19 protein-coding genes are annotated in these 21,858 nt (G+C 74.6%); 9 read left to right on the forward strand and 10 right to left on the reverse strand.

What is annotated here, in order from left to right; all coding sequences use genetic code 11:
* Positions 1–7: 7 nt before the first annotated feature.
* From HS048_RS11925 to HS048_RS11935, 3 genes are all read right to left on the reverse strand, one after another.
* Entirely contained in the window at positions 8–385 is a 378-nt protein-coding gene (locus HS048_RS11925) for a DUF3037 domain-containing protein (protein ID WP_191895764.1), read from the reverse strand.
* On the reverse strand, positions 382–1,200 hold the full coding sequence (locus HS048_RS11930; RefSeq protein WP_068897038.1) for a HipA family kinase: 819 nt from the start codon (positions 1,198–1,200) through the stop codon (positions 382–384). Before HS048_RS11930 ends, HS048_RS11925 begins: the two co-directional genes overlap by 4 nt.
* 67 nt (positions 1,201–1,267) lie before the next feature.
* Positions 1,268–1,684, reverse strand: a complete 417-nt coding sequence (locus tag HS048_RS11935; protein ID WP_153054205.1) for an SRPBCC family protein — start codon at positions 1,682–1,684, stop codon at positions 1,268–1,270.
* Positions 1,685–1,746: 62 nt separating this feature from the next.
* Between HS048_RS11935 and HS048_RS11940 the strand changes: the two genes are divergently transcribed.
* From HS048_RS11940 to HS048_RS11950, 3 genes are all read left to right on the forward strand, one after another.
* Positions 1,747–2,286: a TetR/AcrR family transcriptional regulator gene (locus tag HS048_RS11940; RefSeq protein WP_231647317.1), complete on the forward strand. Its 540-nt coding sequence runs from the start codon at positions 1,747–1,749 to the stop codon at positions 2,284–2,286.
* Positions 2,287–2,389: 103 nt separating this feature from the next.
* Positions 2,390–4,534 (forward strand): PASTA domain-containing protein, encoded by a 2,145-nt coding sequence (locus HS048_RS11945; RefSeq protein ID WP_196466972.1) that lies wholly within the window; start codon positions 2,390–2,392, stop codon positions 4,532–4,534.
* 216 nt (positions 4,535–4,750) lie between these two features.
* On the forward strand, positions 4,751–6,934 hold the full coding sequence (locus HS048_RS11950) for an MMPL family transporter (protein WP_307832436.1): 2,184 nt from the start codon (positions 4,751–4,753) through the stop codon (positions 6,932–6,934).
* Between the two features lie 91 nt (positions 6,935–7,025).
* Here the strand turns inward: HS048_RS11950 and HS048_RS38805 are convergent, their stop codons facing one another.
* Positions 7,026–7,481, reverse strand: a complete 456-nt coding sequence (locus HS048_RS38805) for an Lrp/AsnC family transcriptional regulator (protein WP_196466974.1) — start codon at positions 7,479–7,481, stop codon at positions 7,026–7,028.
* A 65-nt stretch (positions 7,482–7,546) separates the two neighbouring features.
* Between HS048_RS38805 and HS048_RS11960 the strand changes: the two genes are divergently transcribed.
* Entirely contained in the window at positions 7,547–8,452 is a 906-nt protein-coding gene (locus HS048_RS11960) for an SMP-30/gluconolactonase/LRE family protein (RefSeq protein WP_196466975.1), read from the forward strand.
* Positions 8,453–8,516: 64 nt separating this feature from the next.
* Here the strand turns inward: HS048_RS11960 and HS048_RS38085 are convergent, their stop codons facing one another.
* A complete protein-coding gene (locus HS048_RS38085; RefSeq protein WP_196466976.1) occupies positions 8,517–10,142 on the reverse strand; it encodes a CHAP domain-containing protein in 1,626 nt (541 codons plus the stop codon).
* Between the two features lie 380 nt (positions 10,143–10,522).
* On the opposite strand from HS048_RS38085, the gene HS048_RS11970 reads away from it, so the two are divergent.
* A complete protein-coding gene (locus HS048_RS11970; protein ID WP_196466977.1) occupies positions 10,523–11,200 on the forward strand; it encodes a PaaI family thioesterase in 678 nt (225 codons plus the stop codon).
* Between the two features lie 101 nt (positions 11,201–11,301).
* On the opposite strand, the gene HS048_RS11975 is transcribed toward HS048_RS11970, so the two are convergent.
* Positions 11,302–12,051: a glucose 1-dehydrogenase gene (locus HS048_RS11975; protein ID WP_068897029.1), complete on the reverse strand. Its 750-nt coding sequence runs from the start codon at positions 12,049–12,051 to the stop codon at positions 11,302–11,304.
* Positions 12,052–12,238: 187 nt separating this feature from the next.
* Positions 12,239–14,092: a serine/threonine-protein kinase gene (locus tag HS048_RS11980; protein ID WP_196466978.1), complete on the reverse strand. Its 1,854-nt coding sequence runs from the start codon at positions 14,090–14,092 to the stop codon at positions 12,239–12,241.
* A 125-nt stretch (positions 14,093–14,217) separates the two neighbouring features.
* Between HS048_RS11980 and HS048_RS11985 the strand changes: the two genes are divergently transcribed.
* The 3 genes from HS048_RS11985 to HS048_RS11995 all read left to right on the forward strand — a co-directional run bounded on the left by HS048_RS11985 (position 14,218) and on the right by HS048_RS11995 (position 17,197).
* Positions 14,218–15,786, forward strand: a complete 1,569-nt coding sequence (locus tag HS048_RS11985; RefSeq protein WP_196466979.1) for a BCCT family transporter — start codon at positions 14,218–14,220, stop codon at positions 15,784–15,786.
* Between the two features lie 308 nt (positions 15,787–16,094).
* Positions 16,095–16,763 carry a dihydrofolate reductase family protein gene (locus HS048_RS11990; RefSeq protein ID WP_196467875.1) on the forward strand — a complete coding sequence of 223 codons (669 nt, stop codon included), beginning with the start codon at positions 16,095–16,097 and terminating at the stop codon, positions 16,761–16,763.
* On the forward strand, positions 16,760–17,197 hold the full coding sequence (locus HS048_RS11995) for a deaminase (protein WP_231647314.1): 438 nt from the start codon (positions 16,760–16,762) through the stop codon (positions 17,195–17,197). Before HS048_RS11990 ends, HS048_RS11995 begins: the two co-directional genes overlap by 4 nt.
* 24 nt (positions 17,198–17,221) lie before the next feature.
* On the opposite strand, the gene HS048_RS12000 is transcribed toward HS048_RS11995, so the two are convergent.
* Complete coding sequence (locus HS048_RS12000; protein WP_068897027.1) at positions 17,222–17,644, reverse strand: helix-turn-helix domain-containing protein; 423 nt, start codon at positions 17,642–17,644, stop codon at positions 17,222–17,224.
* Positions 17,645–17,790: 146 nt separating this feature from the next.
* Between HS048_RS12000 and HS048_RS12005 the strand changes: the two genes are divergently transcribed.
* Positions 17,791–18,630 carry an NAD(P)H-binding protein gene (locus tag HS048_RS12005; protein WP_068897026.1) on the forward strand — a complete coding sequence of 280 codons (840 nt, stop codon included), beginning with the start codon at positions 17,791–17,793 and terminating at the stop codon, positions 18,628–18,630.
* Positions 18,631–18,682: 52 nt separating this feature from the next.
* On the opposite strand, the gene HS048_RS12010 is transcribed toward HS048_RS12005, so the two are convergent.
* Positions 18,683–20,161, reverse strand: a complete 1,479-nt coding sequence (locus HS048_RS12010; RefSeq protein ID WP_196466980.1) for an ATP-binding protein — start codon at positions 20,159–20,161, stop codon at positions 18,683–18,685.
* On the reverse strand, positions 20,158–21,816 hold the full coding sequence (locus HS048_RS12015; protein WP_196466981.1) for an FAD-dependent oxidoreductase: 1,659 nt from the start codon (positions 21,814–21,816) through the stop codon (positions 20,158–20,160). The genes HS048_RS12010 and HS048_RS12015 overlap by 4 nt, the downstream gene beginning before the upstream one ends.
* Positions 21,817–21,858 lie beyond the last annotated feature (42 nt).

Genomic DNA, 21,858 nt, shown 5'->3' on the forward strand with positions numbered 1-21,858 from the left:
GACATGCTCAGGCCGCGCGGACCAGGCGGGACATCAGGTGGTCCAGCTCGGCCTCGGGGTCGGCGGTGAGGCCCGCGTGGACCGGGCCGGCCTGCACGATGGTGCTGCGCGGCGCGGTCAGCCAGCGGAACCGGCTGCCGAGCGACTCCGCGGCCAGCGGGCCCGCGTCCTCGGTGCAGGAGAGCCGGTAGGCGTCGAGCGCGTGCCGTACCGCCTCGACGTCGGTGCGGGTGTCCAGGGCGCGCAGCCGCGGCTCGTCCAGCTCCACGCGGGCGCACAGGTAGCCGCGCGGCTGGCAGTACAGCAGCACGCCCGCGTTGATCAGCTCGCCGCGCTCGACGCGCGGGACGACCCGGATGACGGCGTACTCGTAGACGTCTTTCACCGGGCGCCCTTCCAGAACGTGCCGATCGAGCCGGTCTTCTGCTCCCGCCGGTCCTGCGGCGGTCCGGCGGCGGGCCCGGGCAGCCAGGCCCTCGGGCCGTGCGCGCGGGCCAGCAGGTGCTCGGCGTAGGCCCGCCGTACGGCCTGCGCGTCGGCGAACCCGGGCTCGTCCTCCAGCCACTCGCCGGGCACCTCGCCCGTCACGGCGTCGAGCAGGTCCGGGGTGATCAGCTCGCTCAGCTCGGCGTCGGCGGCGGCCATCTCGGTGGCGAAGGGGGCCAGGACGTGGTCGCCGGCGTCGAAGCCGCGCTGGGGGTCGGCGGTGCGCCAGTTGTGGTGGAACCACAGGGCCGCGCCGTGGTCGATCAGCCAGACGTCGCCGTGCCAGAGCAGCAGGTTGGGGTTGCGCCAGCTGCGGTCGACGTTGTGGATCAGCGCGTCGAACCAGAGCAGCCGGGAGGCGAGGGCGGGGTCCGGCGGCCAGGCGAGCGGCTCGAAGCCGAGCGCGCCGGGCAGGAAGTCGACGGCGAGGTTGCGCCCGGCACTGGCCTTGAGCAGGTCCTGGATCTCCTCGTCGGGCTCGCGGGCGCCGAGCTGCGGGTCGACGTCGATCACCTTGAGCTCGGGGGTGCGGAAGCCGAGCCGCCTGGCCAGCTCGGCGCAGAGGACCTCCGCGACGAGCACCCGGCGGCCCTGCCCGGCGCCCCGGAACTTCACGGCGTAGGTGCCGAGGTCGTCGGCCTCCATCACACCGGGCAGCGATCCGCCCTCCCGCAGGGGCGTGACGTAGCGGGTCGCCGCGATCTCTTCCAGCACCCGGCCAGGTTACCGGCTCGCGCCGGGGCGCCCCGCCCGCCGGGCCGGGGGGCCGGCGGCCCGGGGGTCACCCCGCGACGGCGCGCCCGGCCTCGCGCTCCAGGTTGTCGAGGAGCCGTTCGAGCACCGCGTCGTGCTGCCAGCGGATGAGCACCGGCCACAGGAGCCGGAACAGGCCGGTGGTCCGGCCCTTGATCTCGTGCCGGACGAGGGTGCCGCCCTCGGCGGGGTGGAGGGTGAAGCCGTGCCCGCCGGTCATCTCCCGGGTGTCGAACCACAGGCGGCGGCGGGGCTCGACGGCGCCGACGCGGTAGTGCATCGGCCCGTGCTCGACGGGGGCGCCGGGGCGCACGCCCTCGGGGAGGTGGAAGCGGCCCTTCTCCTGGGGCCAGAGCCGGTCGCCCTCGCCGCCGAGCCCCATGAGCAGGTCCCAGACGCGTTCGGGCGAGGCGGGGATGAGGCGTTCGTGCATGTTGTACACCACGGGGTTCCTCCATACGGTTGCGTACGGTCCGACTGTACGCCCCCGTATGGAAGACTGTGCGGGTGGGTCGGCTGAATGCGGGGGACTGGGCGAGGGCGGCGCTGGAGGCGCTGGCCGAGGGCGGCCTGGCGGCGGTGGCGGTGGAGCCGGTGGCCGTACGGCTCGGCACCACGAAGGGCAGCTTCTACTGGCACTTCGCCAACCGCCGGGCGCTGGTCGAGGCGGCGCTGGCGCTCTGGGAGTCCGGCACCGAGGAGATCATCGAAGGGCTGCTGCAGGTCTCCGACCCGGTGCTGCGCATGCGCACGCTGCTGGAGTTCGCCTTCGGCGACCCGGCGGACTCCAAGGTCGCCTTCCAGCTCGTCAGCGCGGCCGACGACCCGCTCGCCGCCGAGACGGCCCGGCGGGTGAGCATGCGGCGGCTGGAGTTCATGGGGGCGACGCTGGAGGAGGCCGGGCAGCCGCCGGACCTCGCCCGGGGGCGCGCGGTCGCCGGCTACAGCGTCTACCTCGGGATGGCCGCCCTGCACCGGGTCGGCGCGGTGGACGAGCCGATCGGCGCCTTCATGGACCTGGCCCTGTCGGAGATGGGCCTGGCCTGAGCATCACATGAGTGTCACGGTCATGGGCACGGGGGATTGACTTGCGGCGACTGCGGGGGATGCCTTCTCCTGAGTGGAGGAGTGGCGGCGAGGGGAGGCCCGTGTGCCGTATGCGCAGCCGCTCAGACCGGGGGATCCCGAAAGGCTGGGCGCGTACGCGATCGTCGGCCGTCTGGGCGAGGGCGGCCAGGGATCGGTGTACCTCGGGATGCGTCCCGACACCGCTCCCGAGCCGTACGCGGTCAAGCTGCTGCACGGCCGGATCACCGACGAGCGGGAGGCGTTCCTGCGCGAGGTGGGCCTGGCCAAGCAGGTGGCCCGGTTCTGCACCGCGCAGGTGATCGACGCGGGGCTGGCCGACGACCGCCCCTACATCGTCAGCGAGTTCGTCGACGGGCCGTCCCTGCACCGGGAGGTCGCCGTCGGCGGGCCGCGGAGGGACGGCGCGCTGGAGCGGCTGGCGATCGGCACGGCCACCGCGCTCACCGCGATCCACCGGGCGGGGATCGTCCACCGGGACTTCAAACCGCAGAACGTGCTGCTCGGTCCCGACGGGCCCCGGGTCATCGACTTCGGGCTGGCCCGGGCGCTGGACGCGGCGGCCACCCAGAGCGGGCGCGGCGCGGGCACCCCCGCCTACATGGCGCCGGAGCAGGTGGAGGGGGCCGAGATCGACCCGGCCGCCGACGTCTTCTCCTGGGGAGCGACCATGTGCTTCGCGGCCAACGCCCAGGCGCCGTTCGGGCAGGACTCGATCGCGGCCGTGCTGCACCGCATCCTCACCGCGCAGCCGGAGCTGGGCGACCTCGACGGCTGGCTCGCCGCGCTGGTCGCCGCCTGCCTGGACAAGGACCCCCGCAACCGGCCCACGAGCCGCGAGCTCCTGCTCACGCTGCTCGGCGACGGTGACGGCGCCGACCCCGGCGACGGCACCGGGCCCGCAGCCGGTGCCGAGGCCGGCGGGGACGGCGGGGACGGCCCCGCCTCCGCCGGCCCGGGCGGTGAGGACGGCGCCGCCGCCCGGGCCGGCGGGGGCAGCGGGGGAGAGGGGCGGGGGACGGGAGAGCGGCCGCTCCCCCTGGACGGGGTCCCCGTCCGTTCCGTCCCGGCCGGGCCCGTCTCCATCCGCTCGGTCTCCGCCCGCCCGTTTCCCGCGAGCCCGTTCCCGGCGAGCGCCGTCCCGGCGAGCGCGATCCCCGCTCCCTGGCGGGAGACCGGGGCCGTGCGGAGCCTCGCGGAGGAGGAACCCGCCGGGACGCGCACGCACCCCGGCAGGGCGGCCACCAGGGCGTCGGTGGCGGTCTCCGGATCGCTTCTGGTCAGCGCCGCCGTACTGGTGGGGGTGCTGGTCCCGGCCCTGAGCGGGAACGGGGGACCCGCCGGGGGAGGGTGGACGCCGGTGCCGCCGGCGGAGTCCGGGGCGTCGGTCCTCGCGGAGCGGGCGGAGACCAGTACGGAGTCCGGTCCGGCGGTCCCCCGCAGGGAGCACGACACCGTGCCGGCCAGGAACATCCCCGGCGCGGGGGGACCGGCCACGGTCCCGGCCGGAGGGGTCGCGGTGCCGGCGGTGGCGGGCCTGGAGCGTTCCGAGGCGCGCCGTGTCCTCGAACGCGCCGGGCTGGCCGCGGGGAGCGTCGTCCAGGTCGACTCCGCGGAACGGATCGGCCGGGTGCTCGGGAGCCTGCCGGAGGCGCGGACCCTGGTGGCCAGGGGCACCAGGGTCCGGCTGAGGGTCTCGGCGGGCGTGCCCGTCCCCGAGCTGGTGGGACTGCGCAGGAAGGCGGCCGGGGAGGTGCTCCGGGCGGCGGGGCTGGGTGCCGGGGCGGTGACGGCGCTCTGCTCGGACCGGCCCTCCGGGCAGGTGGTCGCGACCAGACCGGGGGCGGGCGAGCGTGCCTCCTCGGGCGACGCGGTCGCGATCACGGTGTCGCGGCGCGGGGCGGAGGTGCCCTCGGTGGTCGGCTCGGCCGAGGCGGACGCGCGCAGTGCGCTGGCCGCGGCGGGCTTCGCCGTACGGGCGCGGGCGCGGCTGGTGGACGGGGCGCGGGCCGGGACGGTCCTGGCGCAGAGCGCGGGCCCGGGCGGGTGCGTCCGGCCGGGCGCCACGGTGGTGATCACCGTCGGGGTCGGGGCGCAGAGCGGGCCCGGTCCGGGGGAGGAGCCGACCGCCGCGCCGGACCCCGGGGAGCCCGCCGAGCCGACGAGCACGGCGGGTTCGGCGATCCCGGGATCCGCGGAGACCCCGTGAGCGGAAACGGCGTTCCTGACCCGATGTGGCCATCGTCTCATTTATCCGTCACAGAGGATGCTGCGGGAGGTTCACCCCTAGGCTTTCGGTAAGCACTCCCGTACATACCGGTGCCGGGCGGTGCCCCGCGTGTACGACTGAGATCTCAATAGGGCGGTCCCGATGTCTGGGTTGCTGGGGCGACTGGGTGGATGGTGCGCACGGCGCGGTGCGGTCGTGCTGGCACTCTGGATCCTGCTGGCGGCGGCGCTGACCGCGGGGTCGCTGCTGTTCCCCGGGCCGGTCAACAACAACGTCGCGATCCCCGGCACGGACGCGCAGCGCGCCCACGACCTGATGCGCGACGGCTTCGGTCCCGGCTACGAGCGGGGCGGCACCGTCCAGATCGTGCTCTACTCCGCCGACGGCCCGCTGGTCGACGAGCGGCGCAAGAGCGCCGTGCAGCGCGCCGTGGACGCGATCCGGCGGGTCCCGCACGTCACCGAGGTGCTGACGCCCTACCGGATCGGCGGCCTGGCCCCCAGCCTGCAGATCGGCCTGATCACGGTCCGGCTGGAGGGCCACGACGTCTCCCGGCTGGCCGAGACCACCAGGGCGCTGTCCGCCGCGGCCGAGCCCGTCCGGCGGCTGGGCATCGAGGCGGTGCCCGCCGACTCGGGGACGCCCGCCGACAAGGAGATCAAGACCGGCGCCAGCGAGGTCATCGGCGTCGCCTGCGCGCTGCTCGTCCTGCTGTTCGCCTTCGGAACGCTGGTCGCCGCGATGATCCCGATCTTCACCGCCCTGGTCAGCATCGCGACCGGTCTGGGCGTGATCAGCCTGCTCGGCCACCTCGTGGACGTGCCCAAGCAGGCCTCGATCATGGCGACGATGATCGGGCTCGGCGTCGGCATCGACTACGCGCTCTTCCTGCTGAGCAGGCACCGCAAGCTGCTGGACGACGGGCTGGCGGTGCGCGACGCGGTCCGCCGGACGGCCGCGGGCTCGGGCGGCGCCGTGGTCTTCGCCGGCGGCACGGTGATCATCGCGCTCAGCGCGCTGCTGCTCGGCGGGTTCCCGATGCTGCAGACACTCGGCTGGATCACCGGCATCTCGGTCGTCTGCGCGGTGCTCACCTCGATCACCCTGGTCCCGGCCCTGCTGGGCCTGCTCGGTCACCGGGTCGACGCGCTGCGCCTGCCGCTGGCGGGCCGCCGCCGGCCCGCGGACGGCTCCTCGGGCTGGACGGGGCTGGGCAGGTGGGTCTCCCGGCGGCCCTGGCGCGTGCTCGCGCTCAGCGTCGCGGTGCTGGCCGCGCTCACCGCGCCGGCCCTCGCGCTCAAGCTGGGCCCGCTCGACGAGGGCTACGGCGACCGGGGCACCGACGCCCGCCGCTCCTACGAGCTCATGCAGGCCGGGTTCGGGCCGGGCAGCAACGGGCCGCTGGTCGTGGTCGCCGATCTGCGGGAGCCGGTCGCCGACCGGGAGCCCGCGCCCGCCGTACTCCGGACGCTCAAGGAGCGGGTCGGCGCGGTCGAGGGCGTGGCGCACGCGGGCGAGCCGGTGCTCAACTCCGCGGGGACCGCCGTGATGCTCCAGGTCGTCCCGGAGTTCGCGCCCAGCGACCCCCGGGCCCTGGACGTCGTCAAGGCGGTGCGCGGGCTGCGCATCGAGGGGGCGAGCGTGCACGTGGGCGGCGAGGTGGCGGGGATGGCCGACGCCGGCGCCAGGATCGCCGACCGCACTCCGACGGTCGTCGGCGTCGTGGTGCTGCTCAGCGCGCTGCTGCTGCTCCTGGCGTTCCGCTCCCCGGTGGTGGCGATCAAGGCCGCGCTGATGAACCTGGTCTCGCTCGGCGCCGCCTTCGGCGCGCTCTCCCTGGTCTTCTCCCTCGGGCTGGGCAGCGGGCTGGTCGGCATGGACCCGCCGGCCGGCGTGGACATGTCCTACCTGACCACGCTGTTCTTCTCGGTGCCGATCGACAGCTACATCCCGCTGATGCTGTTCGCGGTGCTGTTCGGCCTGTCGATGGACTACGAGGTGTTCCTGCTGACCGCCGTGCGGCAGGCCTACCTGAGGCACGGCGACAACCGCAGGGCCGTGGCGGAGGGGCTGGGCTCGACCGGCCGGGTGATCACCTCGGCAGCGTTGATCATGGTTTCCGTGTTCGTCGCCTTCATCGCCTACCCCGACCCCATGGTCAAGATCTTCGGCGTCGGCCTGGCGGTGGCGGTGGCGGTGGACGCCACGATCATCCGGGGCTTCCTGGTCCCGGCGACCATGGTCCTGCTCGGCCGCTACAACTGGTGGTGCCCGGCCTGGCTGGACCGGATCCTGCCCGACCTCTCCATCGAGGGCCACGACGAGGAGGACCCGGGCCAGGGCCGGGAGCGGGATCTCGTCGGCGCCGCGCGCGCCTGAGCGGTGCGGCGCTTGAGCGGTGCACGCGCCTGAGCGGCGCCGGACCGGGGCCGCCCGCGCCGGAGGGGCGCCGTGCCGGGGGCTGGCCGGCTCACCCCGGCCGCTGGGGTCCCGGGACGTGGACGCCGCGCTCGAAGAAGGTCTCGAGCACGACGACCGTCTGCGTCGCCGAGACCCCGTCGACCCCGAACACCCTGCGCAGCACCTCCTGCAGCTCCCGGGTGCTCGACGTGCGGACCTTGACCAGGAGCGAGGCCGGGCCTGCGATCACGTGCGCCTCCTCGATCTCGGGGATGGCCCGGAGCGCCTCGGCGGTGCCGCCCATCCAGGTGTTCCCGTCGACCATCACGTAGGCCAGCACCGGCCGGCCGGCCGCCGCGGCGTCGATCTCCACGGTGGTGCGCCGGATCAGCCCGCGCTCGCGCAGCTTCCTGACCCGCTCGTGCGCCGCGCCGCCCGACAGGCCCACGGCCGCGCCGAGCGCGGCGTACGACTGGGTGGCGTCCTCCTGGAGAAGGCCGATCAGCATCTTGTCTACATCGTCCACGACAGGATCATATCAAGATCAAATCCTGTTTGACATGATGGCATTCGGTCAGCTTTGCTCTTCTCATGACCGAAACCATTCCCGCCGAGTTCGACGTCCTGGACGAGCGCTTCGCCGCGGTCGGCGGGGACGAGCGCGTCGAGCGGATCCACCGGGGCTGCCGGTGGGCCGAGGGACCCGTCTACGTTCCCGCGGGCCGCTATCTGCTCTGGAGCGACATCCCCAACGACCGGATGCTCCGGTGGGACGAGCTGACCGGTGCGGTCGGCCCCTTCCGCGCCCCCGCGGGCCACACCAACGGCCACACCCTCGACACGCTGGGCCGGCTGGTCTCCTGCGAACAGGGCAACCGCCGGGTCACGCGCACCGAACACGACGGCTCGATCACCGTGATCGCCGACCGCTGGGAGGGCAGGCGGCTCAACAGCCCCAACGACGTGGTGGTCAGGTCCGACGGCTCGATCTGGTTCACCGACCCCTCCTACGGCATCACCAGCGACTACGAGGGGCACCGGGCGGACAGCGAGATCGGCGCGGACAACGTCTACCGCGTCGATCCGATCACCGGCGAGGTCCGCGTCGTGGCAGGCGACTTCGCCAGGCCCAACGGGCTGGCCTTCTCCCCCGACGAAAGGCTGCTCTACGTCGCCGACACCAGGCGCGGGCACCTGAGGTCCTTCGACGTGCGCGACGACGGCACCCTGTCGGGCGGCGCGGTGCTCGCCGAGTGCGCCGCGGGAGGGCTGGACGGGATCAGGCTCGACGACACCGGCCGGATCTGGGCCGCCACGCACGAGGGCGTGCACTGCCTCGCCCCGGACGGCACCCTCATCGGCAGGCTCCGCCTCCCGGAGAAGACCTCCAACCTGGTCTTCGGCGGGCTGAAGCGGAACTGGCTGTTCGTGACCGCCTCGACCTCCGTCTACTCGATCATGCTGAACGTGCGCGGGTCCGGACCCGCCCACGCGTGAGCGTCCCCGGTCCGCCCCGCCGCCGGGACGGGCCGGGGAGCGCCCCGCCGTCCCGGCGGGCCGGTCAGACCGGTACGGCCTCCCGGCGTCGACGGCCCCGGTACCCGCCGGAGGGCGGGGCGTCGAGGAGGTCCGGACCGGCGGGGGCGAGCAGGTCGCCGTGTTCGGCGGGCAGGGCGGCCGGGATGGTCGTGCTGACGGCCGGCTCGGTCCGGCGGTGGCGGCGGCCGCGCAGCGGCGCGTCCTGGACGAAGGTCGAGGACTCCGCTCTGCGGTGGCGGCGGCCGCGCAGCGGCGCGTCCTGGACGAAGGTCGAGGACTCCACCACCGGGCGTTCCCGGAGGCGGCGCCTGCCCTGGTAGGGGAGGCGGGGCCGCTCGGCGGAGACCGTCTCCTCGATGCGGGCCACGGGGGTCGTGACCGAGGGGAACTCGGAGGTCGGGACCGGCGCGAGCCCGGCTGCCACGGTGGTCTCGGGCACGGAGGGGAGGACGGGGACCCCACTGGTGGCGGGCGTCTCGCGGGCGGCGGAGAACTCCTGCGAGGCGAAGGACCTCCGGGTGAGCGGGGCGCCCGCGGTGAGCCTGCGGCGGCCGGGTGCGCGGCGGCGGCCCCCGGTGCGGTGGGAACCGGCGGCGCGGCGGGACGGGCGCTCGGAGCCTCCGGTGGAGAAGGCCAGGCGAAGCCCCGACTGCTTGATCTTGGTGTGGGCGATGATCGCGGCGGCGGCGAGCAGGACCGGGGCCAGCACGGTGGGGCTCGACAGGTCGGGGGTGGCGGGGGTCAGGCCGCCGGCGGCGGCCGGAGCCGTGGCGATCGCCTGGGTGTCGGCGGCGGCGGGCTTGGCGTGCTTGCCCGGGGCGGTACGGCCGGCGGCGGCCGGAGCGGGGGCGGAGGCCGTGACCGGGGCCGTGGCGGCGGCCTCGGCGGTCGTGCCGGAGGAAGCGGTCTCCTCCGGGGCGGCCGCGGCCTTCGCGGGCGCCTTCTCCGTGCCGGCCTTCGGGGTGGCCTTCCGGGGGGGCTGGGCGGCCTGCGCCTTCCGGGCGGGCTCGGCCGCGGCCTGGACGGCCTTCTCGGACGAGGCGTCCTCCTTACCGAAGGGGAGGGGGACCGGGGCGGGGATGACGGAGAACAGGCTGGTCGGGGGCTCCAGGAAGACGGAGTTGCCCCCTGACACGTCGGCGGAGGTGTTGACCGCCTGCTTCTCGGCGGCCTCCCTGTCCAGCCGGGCCTTGATCTTCTCCGGGTAGCCGTAGCCGACGACCTTGCTGGTGTCGCGCTCCTTGCGCTTGGCGACGCCGCCGTCGATGTTGCCCTCGATGGTGTGGATGGTCCCGCCGTCCACCCGGGTGACGATCCCGACGTGGTCGATATGGCTGATCTTGTTCGTGCCCGTCCAGTCGAAGAAGACGATGGCGCCGGGCTTGGGGGTGGTCCCCCAGGCGTCCTGCTCCTTGAACCACTGGGCGTGGTACACGGTGTAGGCGAACTGGCCGATCCAGTCCTCGTAACCGAGCTTCTTGGCCGCCCACGACAGGTACATGTCGCACCAGGGGGCGTTGGCGAAGTCCTCGTCGATGTCGACGGTGCTGCCGTACCAGTCGCCGAACTTGGTGTAGCCGCTGCTCTTCTCGGCGTAGCCGAGCTGGCTCTCGAGCAGCTCGATGAACTTTTCGATCTCAGGTGTCATATGGAAGTGGGGGACCCTCCGCAAGCCATGGGGGCATGGTCGCGCCGCCCCGCGACCGGGCTTACGGGAGGTCAGGTCGGACGATGGCGCGTTCACGCGCGCACCTCAGGGGAGAGGAGCGGGGTGCGTGTGGCGGCACCATTGGTCGGTGGTCTTCCGTGACGAGGGAGGCTACCCGCAGATAAGGACAGGTCAAGACCACCCCAAGCGGACATCAAGCCCGCGGGGACGCCCTGGGGGGCAGAAAGTCCGACGTCAGCGGGCTTTTGGGGATTTCTTCCGGTAAACCGGTCCAACGAAAAAATCTACGTAACCCGGGCGTGGCGAAGTCCCGGCCGGATCCGAATGAGATTCTATAGAACGTGTTCTAATATGCTGCCATGACGATCGACGTCACCCCCACGGAGGACGCCGAGGCCCGCCTCGCCGCCCTGGTCGAACTCAGCCGCCGGGCCCGCGCCCTGGCCGACGCGGTCGTGCTGACGGACGTCCCGGAGAGTGAGGTCGCCGCCGTCGCCGCCGAACTGGCCGCCCTCACGGAGCGGCTCGGCGCGCTGCGGCGCGAGTCCCCCCGGTCGTTCGAGCTCGGTCCCGGAGGCGTCCCCAGGAACGTGGGCAACGCGGTCACCGGCTCCGCCAACCCGCACGCCCTCCCGCTGGTCGTCCGGGTCACCCCGGAGCGCACGGTCCGCGCCGAGCTGAGCTTCCGACCGGTCCACGCGGGCCCGCCCGCCTCGGTGCACGGCGGCGTCAGCGCGATGATCCTCGACCACCTGCTGGGCGAGGCCGTGGCGGCGGCCGGTTTCCCCGGCGTGACCGGGACGCTGACCCTGCGCTACCGCAGGCCGGTGCCGTACGGCGAGCCGCTGGTCGCCACCGCGGAGTACACGGGGTCGGAAGGGCGCAAGACCTGGGCCGAGGGCCGCATCGCCCTTCCGGACGGCACTGCGCTGGCCGAGGCGAGCGGGCTGTTCGTCACCCCCGCCGGGTGGCTCGGCCGGGGGGCGGGCGATGAGACCGGGTCAAAGTCCGGTCAAGCACCGGTCCGGGAGCGGTAGGACCCGATGGCGGGCCCGTGCGCGCCGGTCCGGCGCCGGGGCCGGGGGCGCCCGCCCTGGTCCCCGCGCCGGTGCGGCGCCGCCGGGAGGGGCGGGGCGGTTCAGTAGCCGGCGCCGGTGAGCATGCCCCCGTCCACCGTGAACTCGCTGCCCGTGCAGTAGCTCGCCCGGTCGGAGGCCAGGAAGGCCACCACGTGCGAGACCTCGACCGGCCGGGCGAACCGCTTGATCACCATGGACTTGAAGAACGCCTCGCCGTCCACCTCGGCGGCGACCTCCGGTGTCCTGACCATGGGCGTGTCGATCGACCCGGGGTGGACGGAGTTGACCCGGATCCCGAAGCGGGCGAGCTCGCGGGCGGCGGCCTTGGTGACGCCGCGCACGCCGAACTTCGAGGCGGCGTAGGCGGACATGCCCTCGGCGCCGATGAAGCCCTCGACCGAGGAGATGTTCACGATCGAGCCGCCGCCGGCGGCCTTCATCGGCTCGATCACCGACTTGACGCCCAGCCAGGTGCCCTTGAGGTTCACGTCGATGACCTGCTCGTACTCCTGGAGCGTCATGTCGGCGATCCGGCGGAACCTGAGGATCCCGGCGTTGTTGACCAGGACGTCGAGCCTGCCGTGCGCCTCGACGGCGGCGCCGACCGCCCGCTCCCAGTCGGCCGGGTCCGTCACGTCCTGGGGGACGAAGAGCGCTCCGGTCTCCTCGGCGAGCGCCTTGCCCTCGTCGGCGAGCACGTCTCCGAAGACGACCCGCGCGCCCTCGTCGAGGAAGAGCCGCACGTGCGCCTCCCCCATGCCCCGCGCGCCACCCGTGACCAGGGCGACCTTGCCGTCCAGCAGACCCATTCCACGCTCCTTCTCGGGCTCGTGCCGCCTCGTGCGCCGGACCGGGCGGCCGTCCCGCCGGGACGGCGGGCGCCCGACGGGCGGGGTGCGTCACCGGCCACCAACCTAGCGCGCGCTTGGTTGGCCTGCAAGGCGCGGCCGCGGACCCCGGGACGGGACCCGGGGCGCCGTTCCACCGGTCGCCGTCTCAGGGCGCGCCGGACGGGCCCGCCGGGTCCTCCGGCGCATCCCCGGCCGCCTCCTCCCGCGCGTCCTCAGGGACGTCCTCCGAGACGTCCTCGGGCAGATCCTCGGGCGGCCCGGAGCCCGGTCCGGCGGCCTCCGGGCACGGCGCGCCGGTGACCGCCACCGTACGGCTCCGCGCGCCGCCGGGGGCCTGGGGCCGGGTCTCGGCCGTGACCCGCCACAGGACGGTCCGGCCGCAGGGCGGGGCGGTGAAGGCGTGCGGGACGACGGGGAGATAAGCGGTGGAGCCGCTGAGCATGAGGGCGCGCATCGGGGCCTCCACCGGCCGGTCCTCGGCCGGGCCCTCGGAGAACCGGACCGTCAGCACGACGCCCGCCGTGGTCGACGCGCGGACGCTGATCGTCGCCCCGTCCGGGTCGATCCCGGTGACGGCCAGTTCGCCGACCGCGTGCGGCGGCGCGGGCGGGGTCTGCGCGCCGCTCGGACCCGGCGCCGGGTCGCCGGGAGAGGTGGGACCGGGCTCCGGACTCCGGGACGGGCCGGGGGCGTCGCTCCGGGAGGGGGACGGGCCGGGGGCGTCGCTCCGGGGTGGAGCCGGGGGCCGGGAGGCCTCCGGCTCCGGGCGTGACGGCGCGGTGGAGGGGAGGCGCGGGGGCCGGGGGAGACCGGAGGCGGAGGGGGCCGCGGGGGCGGAGGCGCGCCGGGAGGGCGCGCCCCGGCCGCCGGCGGCGTCCCGCGACGGGGCCGGGGCGTCCGAGGCCCCGGAGGATCCGGGCCCGCCGGAGCGCGCGGCGGGCTCCCGGCCGGTCACGGGCGTCTCCGGAGGCGGGGTGAAGACCTTGTCCGAGGCGAGCGGACCGGCCGGGCGGCCCGCGGCGACGAGGGCGGCGGTGACGGCGAAGGCCGCCGCGCCCGCCCCCGCCAGGAACCTGGCGCGCAGCCGCGGACGCCGCGGCCCGCCCACCCGGCCGGCCGTGTCCCGCGCGGCCGGGGCGCCGCTCCCCGGCGCGGCCCCCGGCCCGGTGCCCGGCGCCGTCCGGGCCAGCGGGAAGGCCAGCGCGAGCAGGGTGGCCAGCTCGGCCAGGCGCCGCCGTCCGCGCCGCTCCCATTCCGGGCCGTAGGCCGACAGCGCGGCCACCTCCAGCTCCGCGGCGAACGCCCGGGCCGTCGGCGGCCGGTTCCTGGGGTCGTCGGCCATACCGTGCGCGACCAGCCCCCGCACCGGAGCGGGCACCTCCTCCAACGGCACCGGCGCGGTCAGGGGATCGGCCCGGTACGGCCGGCGCCCGGTGAGGCACTCGAAGAACACGCAGGAGGCCGCGTAGAGGTCGGCCGCCGCGCCCGCCGGCTCCCCGGCCCGCCGCTCGGGCGCCGTGTAGCCCGGGACGCCGGCCGTACCGGGGGCGGCCATGCCGAAGTCCGTGAGCCTGCCGGTCCCGTCGGCCTGGACCAGTACGTTCTCCGGCCGGAGGTCGCGGTGCAGGACGCCCGCCGAGTGGGCCCGGGCCAGGCCCAGCAGGGCGCCCTTGAACACGGCCAGCGCCGCCTCGGGATCCATCGCGCCGTGGTCGCGGAGGATCCCGCGCAGCGGGACGCCGTCGACCAACTCCATGACGACGGCGGCTTCGAGCACGTCCTCGTAGTACTCGTAGAGCCTGACGATGTTCGGGTCGTCGAGCTCGACCATGACGCGCGCCTCCTCGCGGAAGCGCGCCGTGAACCGCCCGTCGTCCCGCAGCGCGGCGTCCAGGTACTTGATGGCCACGTAGGCGCCCGTGCCGGTGTAGGTGGCCAGCACCACCCGGCCGCCGCTCCCGGTGCCGAGCTCTCGAACCTCGCGGTATCCCGGAACCATGCAGTCCCCCTCCGAGCGCCGTCGCCTGTTCGACGGTCTCACCCGGGGGGACGGTTGTCACGGTTCGCGAGCTTTGACGCAGGGCAGGATCGTTATCACTCTGTGTGAGCGTCCTCGGGGGTCCCATGCGCACGCGAAAGCCCGACGTTCCGCTGTTGTCCGCCGCCATGGGCCTGCTGGTGGCGGTGGTGCTCTGGGGCGCGGTCTTCACCGAATCGCTCGCCGCGGCCGGTGACACCGCGCTCGCCTGGGTGCTGGAGAACCTCGGCTGGCTGTTCGTGCTGGCCGCCGACTTCTTCCTGGTCCTGGCCGTCGTGCTCGCGCTCGGCCGCTTCGGCCGGATCCGCCTGGGCGGGGACGACGACACCCCCGAGTTCACCAACCTGGCCTGGACCGCGATGATGTTCAGCTCGGGGATGGGCATCGGGCTGATGTTCTACGGCGTCGCCGAGCCGGTGACCCACCTGCTCAGACCGCCGCCCGACCTGGATCTCGTGCCGGGATCGCTCCAGGCCGCACGCACCGCGATGGAGTACTCCCTGTTCCACTGGACCCTGCACCCCTGGGCCGTCTACGCGGTCACGGGCATGGCCCTGGCCTACTCCACCTTCCGCAAGGGCCGGGGCAACCAGTTCAGCGCCGCGTTCTCCCCGCTGTTCGGCGGCACGCCCCGGCCGAACGCGGGGCGGGCGCTGGACCTGCTGGCCATGCTCGCCACCGTCTTCGGCACCGCCACGAGCCTGGGCCTGGGTGCGCTCCAGGTGGAGTACGGCCTCAACGAGCTGTTCGGGATCGGCGGGCGGAGGCTGGAGGTGATCGTCATCATCGTGCTGACCGCCGCGTTCGTCGTCTCCGCGGCCACCGGGGTGCACGGCGGCGTACGGTGGCTCAGTACCGTCAACGTCCACCTGGCGGCCCTGCTGGCCGTGCTCATCTTCGTCTTCGGCCCGACGGTCGCGGTCCTCGACCTGATCCCCGCCTCGCTCGGCGGCTATCTGAGCGACCTGATCCCGATGTCCTCACGGACGGGCGCGTTCATGGACAAGGCCTGGCTCGGGGAGTGGACCATCTTCTACTGGGCGTGGTGGATGTCCTGGGCGCCGTTCGTGGGCGCCTTCATCGCCCGGATCTCCCGCGGCCGGACCATCCGCGAGTTCGTCGTCGGCGTGCTGCTCATCCCGTCGGGAGCCAGCCTGCTCTGGTTCGCGATCAGCGGGGGCAGCGCCGTGTGGCTCCAGCAGTCGGGCGAGGCGGACTTCACCCGCGCCGTCGCCGAGGGCTCCGAGGCGGCGATGTTCACGCTGCTCGACAACCTGCCGCTGGACCTGTTCACCACGGTGATCGCGGTGGTCCTGGTGGCGCTCTACTTCGTCAGCGGGGCCGACGCGGCCTCCCTGGTGCTCGGGTCCCTGTCCACCGAGGGCTCACTCCGGCCGCCCAGACCCCTGGTGGTGATGTGGGGTGTGCTGGTCGGGGCGGTGGCGATGGTACTGCTGCTGGCCGGTGGGCTGAAGGCACTGCAGCAGGCCACGATCCTGGTCTCGCTGCCGTTCGTGATCGTCATGCTCCTGCTCTGCGCGGCGCTCGTGAAGGAGCTGCGGGAGGACCCGGGGGCGGGTACGGCCGTCCGCGGACAGCAGATCGGCCTGCTGCTGGCTCTGCGCCGGATCGCCGGACGGGACGACGGGAAGTGATCGGGAAGTGATCGAGGAGCGATCGGGAGCGCGCCGTACCGCCCACGCGCCGTACCGCCCACGTGGCGTGACGCTCACGCGGTGCACCGCCCACGCGGCGTGACGCTCACGTGGCGTACCGCCCACGCGGTGTGGCGCCGACCCCGGCCGGTGCGCCGGCTCCCCCGTGGCGTAGCATCGCGGCCGACTGCCGGTGAGGGCGCGTGCGTCCTCCGACGGACTCGGGGGAGGGGGCCGTGAGCGGATCGGGCGGGCCGGACGGCCGGGAAGGACCGGCCGGGCGCCCCTACGTGCTGCTCAGCTGCGCGATGTCCGTCGACGGCCACATCGACGACGGCGCCCCCGAGCGGCTGCTGCTCTCCGGGGACGAGGACTTCGACCGGGTCGACGAGGTCCGGGCCGGCTGCGACGCGATCATGGTCGGGGCGGGCACCGTGCGCCGGGACGATCCCCGGCTGCTGGTCCGCTCGCCGGTCCGGCGGCGGGAGCGGGTGGCGCGCGGCCTGCCGGCCTGCCCCGCCAAGGTGACGCTGACCGCGACGGGGGACCTCGACCCGGCGGGCCGGTTCTTCACCGCCGGGGACGCGGAGAAGATCGTGTACGCGGCGTCGGGGGCGGTGGAGGGGCTCGCCTCCCGGCTCGGCGCGGCCGCCACCGTGGTCGACGCGGGAGATCCCGTGGACCTCCGCCGGGTCCTGCGCGACCTGGCCGGGCGCGGGGTCCGGCGGCTCATGGTGGAGGGAGGGGGCTCGGTGCACACCCGGTTCCTCCTGGAGGACCTCGCCGACGAGATCCAGCTCGCCGTCGCGCCGTTCTTCGTCGGCGACCCCGCCGCGCCGCGGTTCGTCGGCGGCGGACGCTTCCCGCAGGGCCCCCTGCGGCGGATGGACCTCGCGGAGGTCCGCGCGCTCGGCGACGTCGTCCTGCTGAGATACCTGATCCGCCGGGAGAGGTCCCCGGAGCGGGGGGACCGGTGAACGACCGCGACTGGCTCCGGCTGGCCTGCGAGCTGGCCCGGCTCTGCCCGCCCTCGCCGGCGGCCTTCTCCGTCGGCGCCGTCGTGGTCGCCGCCGACGGCACCGAGCTCGCGCGCGGCCACTCCCGGGAGGGCGGCGACCCCCACGTGCACGCCGAGGAGGCCGCGCTCGCCAAGATCGCGGCAGGTGACCCCCGGCTGCCCGGCGCCACGGTCTACAGCAGCCTGGAGCCGTGCAGCGTGCGCCGCTCCCGCCCCCGGACCTGCACCCGGCTGATCATCGGCAGCGGGATCCGGCGGGTCGTGCTGGCCTGGCGGGAGCCCGTGCTCCTCGCCGACTGCCACGGCGTCGAGGAGCTCACGGCGGCGGGCGTCACCGTGGTGGAACTGCCCGAGCTGGCCGATCTCGCCCGCGAGCCCAACGCCCACCTGTGAGAGGGCGGAGCGCGGCGGGACGCCTCATCGCCGAGGCGTGTGCTGCGGTGCCGCCGCCGTGCCGGTGTCGTCGTAGGCGTGCCGTGCCCGTTCCACGTCGCCGAGGTGAGCCGTGGCCCACTCGGCGAGCTGGGCGAAGAGCGGGGCGAGACTGCGGCCGAGGTCGCTGATCTCGTACTCGACCCGGGGCGGGACCTCGGGGTGGTAGGTGCGCACGACGAGTCCGTCGCGTTCGAGTTGCCGGAGCCGCTGGGTCAGGACCTTCGGCGTGATGGTGGTGATCCGTCGCTGCAGTTCGACGAAGCGCTGCCGTCCCTGGTAGTTCAGCGTCCACAGGATCGGGGTGGTCCACCGGCTGAAGACGATGTCCACGACCGGGGCGACGGGGCAGGCCTGCTCGGGGTCGACCGGTGCCGAGGGCGTCCAGGCTGTCCGCTCGCCGTGCATGTGGGCCCCTTGAGCATAGTCACTTTCCTGTAGGTACCTACTATACCGGCGATGCTAACTTCCCGGAGTCGCCGCCGAAGCGGTCGGACCGGCGGCGGCCGCCCGCGCAGGCGCGGGCGGCGTCGGAGAAGGAGGAGGAACCTTTCATGATCGTGGTAACAGGGGCCACCGGGAACGTCGGCAGGGTGCTCGTGGAGGCGCTGTCCGCGGCCGGCGAGCGGGTGACCGCGGTGTCCCGGGGAACGTCGCCGGTGTCCGTGCCGGAGGGGGTGCGGTACCGGCAGGCCGATCTGGCCGAGCCGGAGACCCTGCGACCGGTGGTGGACGGAGCCCGCGCGCTGTTCCTGCTGGTCGCGGGGGCCGGCGCGCATCTGGACCCGGGCGCGATCCTCGACGTCGCGAAAGCCGGCGGAGTCGCGCGCCTGGTCCTGCTCTCCTCGCAGGCCGCCGGGACGCGCCCGCGGTCCGTCTCGCACGCGCCGCTGCGCGGCATCGAGGACGCCGTCCGGCGCTCCGGCGCGGCGTGGACGATCCTGCGGCCGGGCGGCTTCGCGTCCAACGCCTACGCGTGGGCGGAGTCGGTGCGGACCCGGGGGACGGTGGCCGCGCCGTTCGGCGACGTCGGCCTGCCGGTCGTCGATCCGGCCGACATCGGCGAGGTCGCGGCCGCCGTCCTGCGGGAGGACCGGCACGCCGGCCGGATCTACGAACTGACGGGGCCGGCCCTGACCACGCCCCGGCAGCGGGCCGGGATCATCGGCGAGGCACTGGGCCGGCCGGTCCGGTTCGTCGACCAGACGCGTGCGGAGGCCCGCGCGCAGATGGTGCGGTTCATGCCGGAGCCGGTGGCCGACGGGACCCTGGACATCCTCGGCGACCCGACCCCGGAAGAGCGGCGGATCAGCCCGCACACGGAGCAGATCCTGGGCCGCCCGCCGCGCGGTTTCGACGAGTGGGCCCGGCGCCACGCCCACGCCTTCCGGTGAGGACGCACCCTGTCCCGCCGGTCGCCTTCCGGCGGGGCGGGGGACGCGCCGGCTACGCCGTCTGCTCCACCGGCGGGGCGGCCCGCTCCGGCCGCCCGGCGGCCGGGACCTCCCCGGTCTCCGGCTGCTCGGCGGCCGGGAGGCGGACCTGGAAGCGGGTGTCGCCGGGTGCCGATTCCACCCGCAGGTCGCCGCCGTGCCGGCCGGCGACGATGCGGAAGGAGATGTCCAGCCCCAGGCCGGTGCCCGCGCCGGCGGGCTTGGTGGTGAAGAACGGCTCGAAGATCCGCTCCCGGAGCTCCTCCGGGACGCCGGGACCGGTGTCGCAGATCTCGACCAGCGCGGTGGTCCCGTGCTCCAGCCGGGTGCGGACGGTCAGGGTGCCCTCGCCCGCCATGGCGTCCAGCGCGTTGTGGATCAGGTTGGTCCACACCTGGTTGAGCTCCCCGGCGTAGGCGGGGATCGGCGGCAGGGCGGGGTCGTAGTCGGTGGCCACGCCGATCCCGGGCGGGATCTTGCCGCGGAACATGGTGAGCGTGCTGTCCAGCAGCTCCCGCACGTCCACCGTCCGGTACGGCGCGCGGTCCATCTGGGAGTACTGCTTGGCCGAGGCCAGCAGCGAGGAGATCCGCCCGGTCGCGTCGGTCACCTCGTCCAGCATCTGGGAGATCTCGACCGCCTCCGCCAGCCAGTGCACCGCCGCCCCCAGGTGCTCCGGCCCGGCCGCGCTCCGCACCTTCTCCAGCCCCGCCGGTCCGAAGCCGGCGGCGACCAGCGGCGGTGCGACCTCCCAGCCGCCGCCGACCCCCGCCTCCTCCAGCGCGTCGCCCAGTTCGTCCTCGGCGTCGGAGATCTCCAGAGGGGAGCGCGGGGGCAGGCCCGCCGCGCCGGTGGAGCACCGCTCCTCCATGTCGATCAGGGCGCGCAGCCGGTCCGGGGGGATGCCCGCCTCGGCCAGCTCGGCCAGCCGCCGCCGCGAGGACGCGACCTTCTCCCGGAGCTCGCCCACGGCGCGCACGGCCGCCGCCGCCGGGTTGTTGAGCTCGTGCGTGAGACCCGCGGTGATCGTGCCGAGCGCCGTCAGCCGCTGCCGCCGGTCGATGAGCTCCCGCTGCGCCAGCCCGCCCAGGCGCACCCCGTCCAGCAGGTGCACCGCCATCGGGAACCACTCGGTCATCATCCGGCCGAACTTCCCGGCGGGCAGTTCCATGAACCGGGAGGGCCTGGTGGCGCGGAGCGAGTGGGTGTAGGAGGCCGGGGCGCGCTCGCCGAGGTAGGCGGAGGTGGCCCCGGCGTAGACCCCGGGCTGGGAGGTGGGGGTCAGCGAGACCGGCCCGGCGGGGGTCTCGGTGACCATGACCACCTCGCCCTCGATGAGCACGATGAAGCAGTCGGCCGGGTCGCCCTGCCGTACGATCAGCTCGCCCGCGGCGGCCTCGCGCTCATGGGCGTGGGCGGCCAGCCACGCGAGCCGGTCCTCCTCCAGCCCCTCGAAGAGGAACAGACCGCGGAGCACATCGGGGTCGATCATGCCTTCTCCAGGTAGCGGTGCACGAGTGCCACGGCCATCGCCCCCTCGCCGACCGCCGAGGCGACCCGCTTGATCGAGTCGGCGCGCACGTCGCCGGCGGCGAAGACGCCCGGCACGCTGGTCTCCAGGTGGTACGGCTCCCGCCGGAGCGGCCAGTTGCGGGGCCGGCTCCCGACGGCGGTCAGGTCGGGGCCGGTCAGCACGAAGCCCCGCTCGTCGCGCTCGACCGCGTCGCCCAGCCAGTCGGTGTGCGGTGCGGCGCCGATGAAGACGAACAGCCACTCGGCGTCGACCGTGCGCTCGCCGTCAGAGCCCTTGAGGGTGAGCCGCTCCAGGTGTTCCCCGCCCTCGGCGGCGACCACCTCGGTCCCGGTGTGCACCTCGATGTTCGGGATCTGCGCGATCTGCTCGATCAGGTAGTGCGACATGGAGCTCTCCAGCCCGTCGCCGCGGACGATCAGGTGCACCCGGTCGGCGTATCCCGACAGGTGGACGGCGCCCTGCCCGGCCGAGTTCGCCGCGCCGACGATGTAGACGTCGCAGCCGCGGCACTCCGGCGCCTCGGTCACCGCCGCGCCGTAGTAGACGCCGGCGCCGGTGAAGTCGTCCAGGCCGGGGGCGGTCAGCCGCCGGTAGGAGACGCCGGTCGCCAGGATCACCGTGTGCGCGGCGATGCTGCCGCCGTCGGCGAAGCCGACCACCCGGGCCTGGCCCCGGACCTCCAGGCTGGTGGCCGTGCGGGCGGTGAGCAGCTCGGCGCCGAACTTCAGCGCCTGGCGGCGGGCCCGGTCGGCGAGCTGGGCGCCGGAGACGCCGTCGGGGAAGCCCAGGTAGTTCTCGATGCGGGAGCTCTGGCCGGCCTGCCCGCCGGAGGCGTGCTTCTCCACCAGCACGGTGCGCAGCCCCTCCGAGGCGCCGTAGACCGCCGCGCCCAGCCCGCCGGGGCCGCCGCCGATGACGACCAGGTCGTAGAAGTCGGTGGCGGGGGCGGTGGACAGGCCCACGGCCGAGGCGAGCGCGGCGGTGGTCGGCGCGGCGAGCACCGCGCCCTGCGCGGTGACGACCAGCGGCAGGGCCGCCGGGCTCTCGTCCTGCCCGGCCGCGGCCAGCAGCTGCGCGCCCTCGGGCTCGTCGGCGAGCAGCCAGCGGTAGGGGACCTGGTTGCGGGCCAGGAAGTCGCGGACCCGGTAGGAGCGGGCCGACCAGCGCGCCCCCACCACGCGCAGCTCGTCGGCGGCCCGCCGGTCGGTCCGCTGCCAGGCGTCGAGCTGGGCGTCCAGCACCGGGTAGAACTTCTCCTCCGGCGGGTCCCACGGCTTGAGCAGGTAGTGGTCGAGGTCCACCACGTTGATCGCCTGGATCGCCGCCTCGGTGTCGGCGTAGGCGGTGAGCAGCACCCGGCGGGCGTGGGGGTACAGGTCCATGGCCTGTTCCAGGAACTCCACGCCGTTCATCTCGGGCATCCGGTAGTCGGCCAGGACCACCGCGACGTCGTCGCCGCGCAGCCGCATCTCGCGGACGCTCTCGATGCCCTGCGCGGCGCCGTCGGCCCTGACGATCCGGTAGGCGTGGCCGTACCGGCGGCGCAGGTCGCGGGCCACGGAGCGCGAGACCCCCGGGTCGTCGTCGACCGTCACGATGACCGGCTTGTTCATTCCCGCCCTCTCCCGGATAACCAGACAATTGCCTCAAAGCAT

The organism is Planomonospora sp. ID91781 (assembly GCF_015711595.1).
Lineage (GTDB): Bacteria > Actinomycetota > Actinomycetes > Streptosporangiales > Streptosporangiaceae > Planomonospora > Planomonospora parontospora.

Bases quoted from the DNA above. Each gene is read 5' to 3' on its own strand.
- HS048_RS11960 (WP_196466975.1), top strand. From the start codon at position 7,547: ATGACCGAAACCATTCCCGCCGAGTTCGACGTCCTGGACGAGCGCTTC.
- HS048_RS38085 (WP_196466976.1), bottom strand. From the start codon at position 10,142: ATGACACCTGAGATCGAAAAGTTCATCGAGCTGCTCGAGAGCCAGCTC.
- HS048_RS11970 (WP_196466977.1), top strand. From the start codon at position 10,523: ATGACGATCGACGTCACCCCCACGGAGGACGCCGAGGCCCGCCTCGCC.
- HS048_RS11975 (WP_068897029.1), bottom strand. From the start codon at position 12,051: ATGGGTCTGCTGGACGGCAAGGTCGCCCTGGTCACGGGTGGCGCGCGG.
- HS048_RS11980 (WP_196466978.1), bottom strand. From the start codon at position 14,092: ATGGTTCCGGGATACCGCGAGGTTCGAGAGCTCGGCACCGGGAGCGGC.
- HS048_RS11985 (WP_196466979.1), top strand. From the start codon at position 14,218: ATGCGCACGCGAAAGCCCGACGTTCCGCTGTTGTCCGCCGCCATGGGC.
- HS048_RS11990 (WP_196467875.1), top strand. From the start codon at position 16,095: ATGTCCGTCGACGGCCACATCGACGACGGCGCCCCCGAGCGGCTGCTG.
- HS048_RS12000 (WP_068897027.1), bottom strand. From the start codon at position 17,644: ATGCACGGCGAGCGGACAGCCTGGACGCCCTCGGCACCGGTCGACCCC.
- HS048_RS12005 (WP_068897026.1), top strand. From the start codon at position 17,791: ATGATCGTGGTAACAGGGGCCACCGGGAACGTCGGCAGGGTGCTCGTG.
- HS048_RS12010 (WP_196466980.1), bottom strand. From the start codon at position 20,161: ATGATCGACCCCGATGTGCTCCGCGGTCTGTTCCTCTTCGAGGGGCTG.
- HS048_RS12015 (WP_196466981.1), bottom strand. From the start codon at position 21,816: ATGAACAAGCCGGTCATCGTGACGGTCGACGACGACCCGGGGGTCTCG.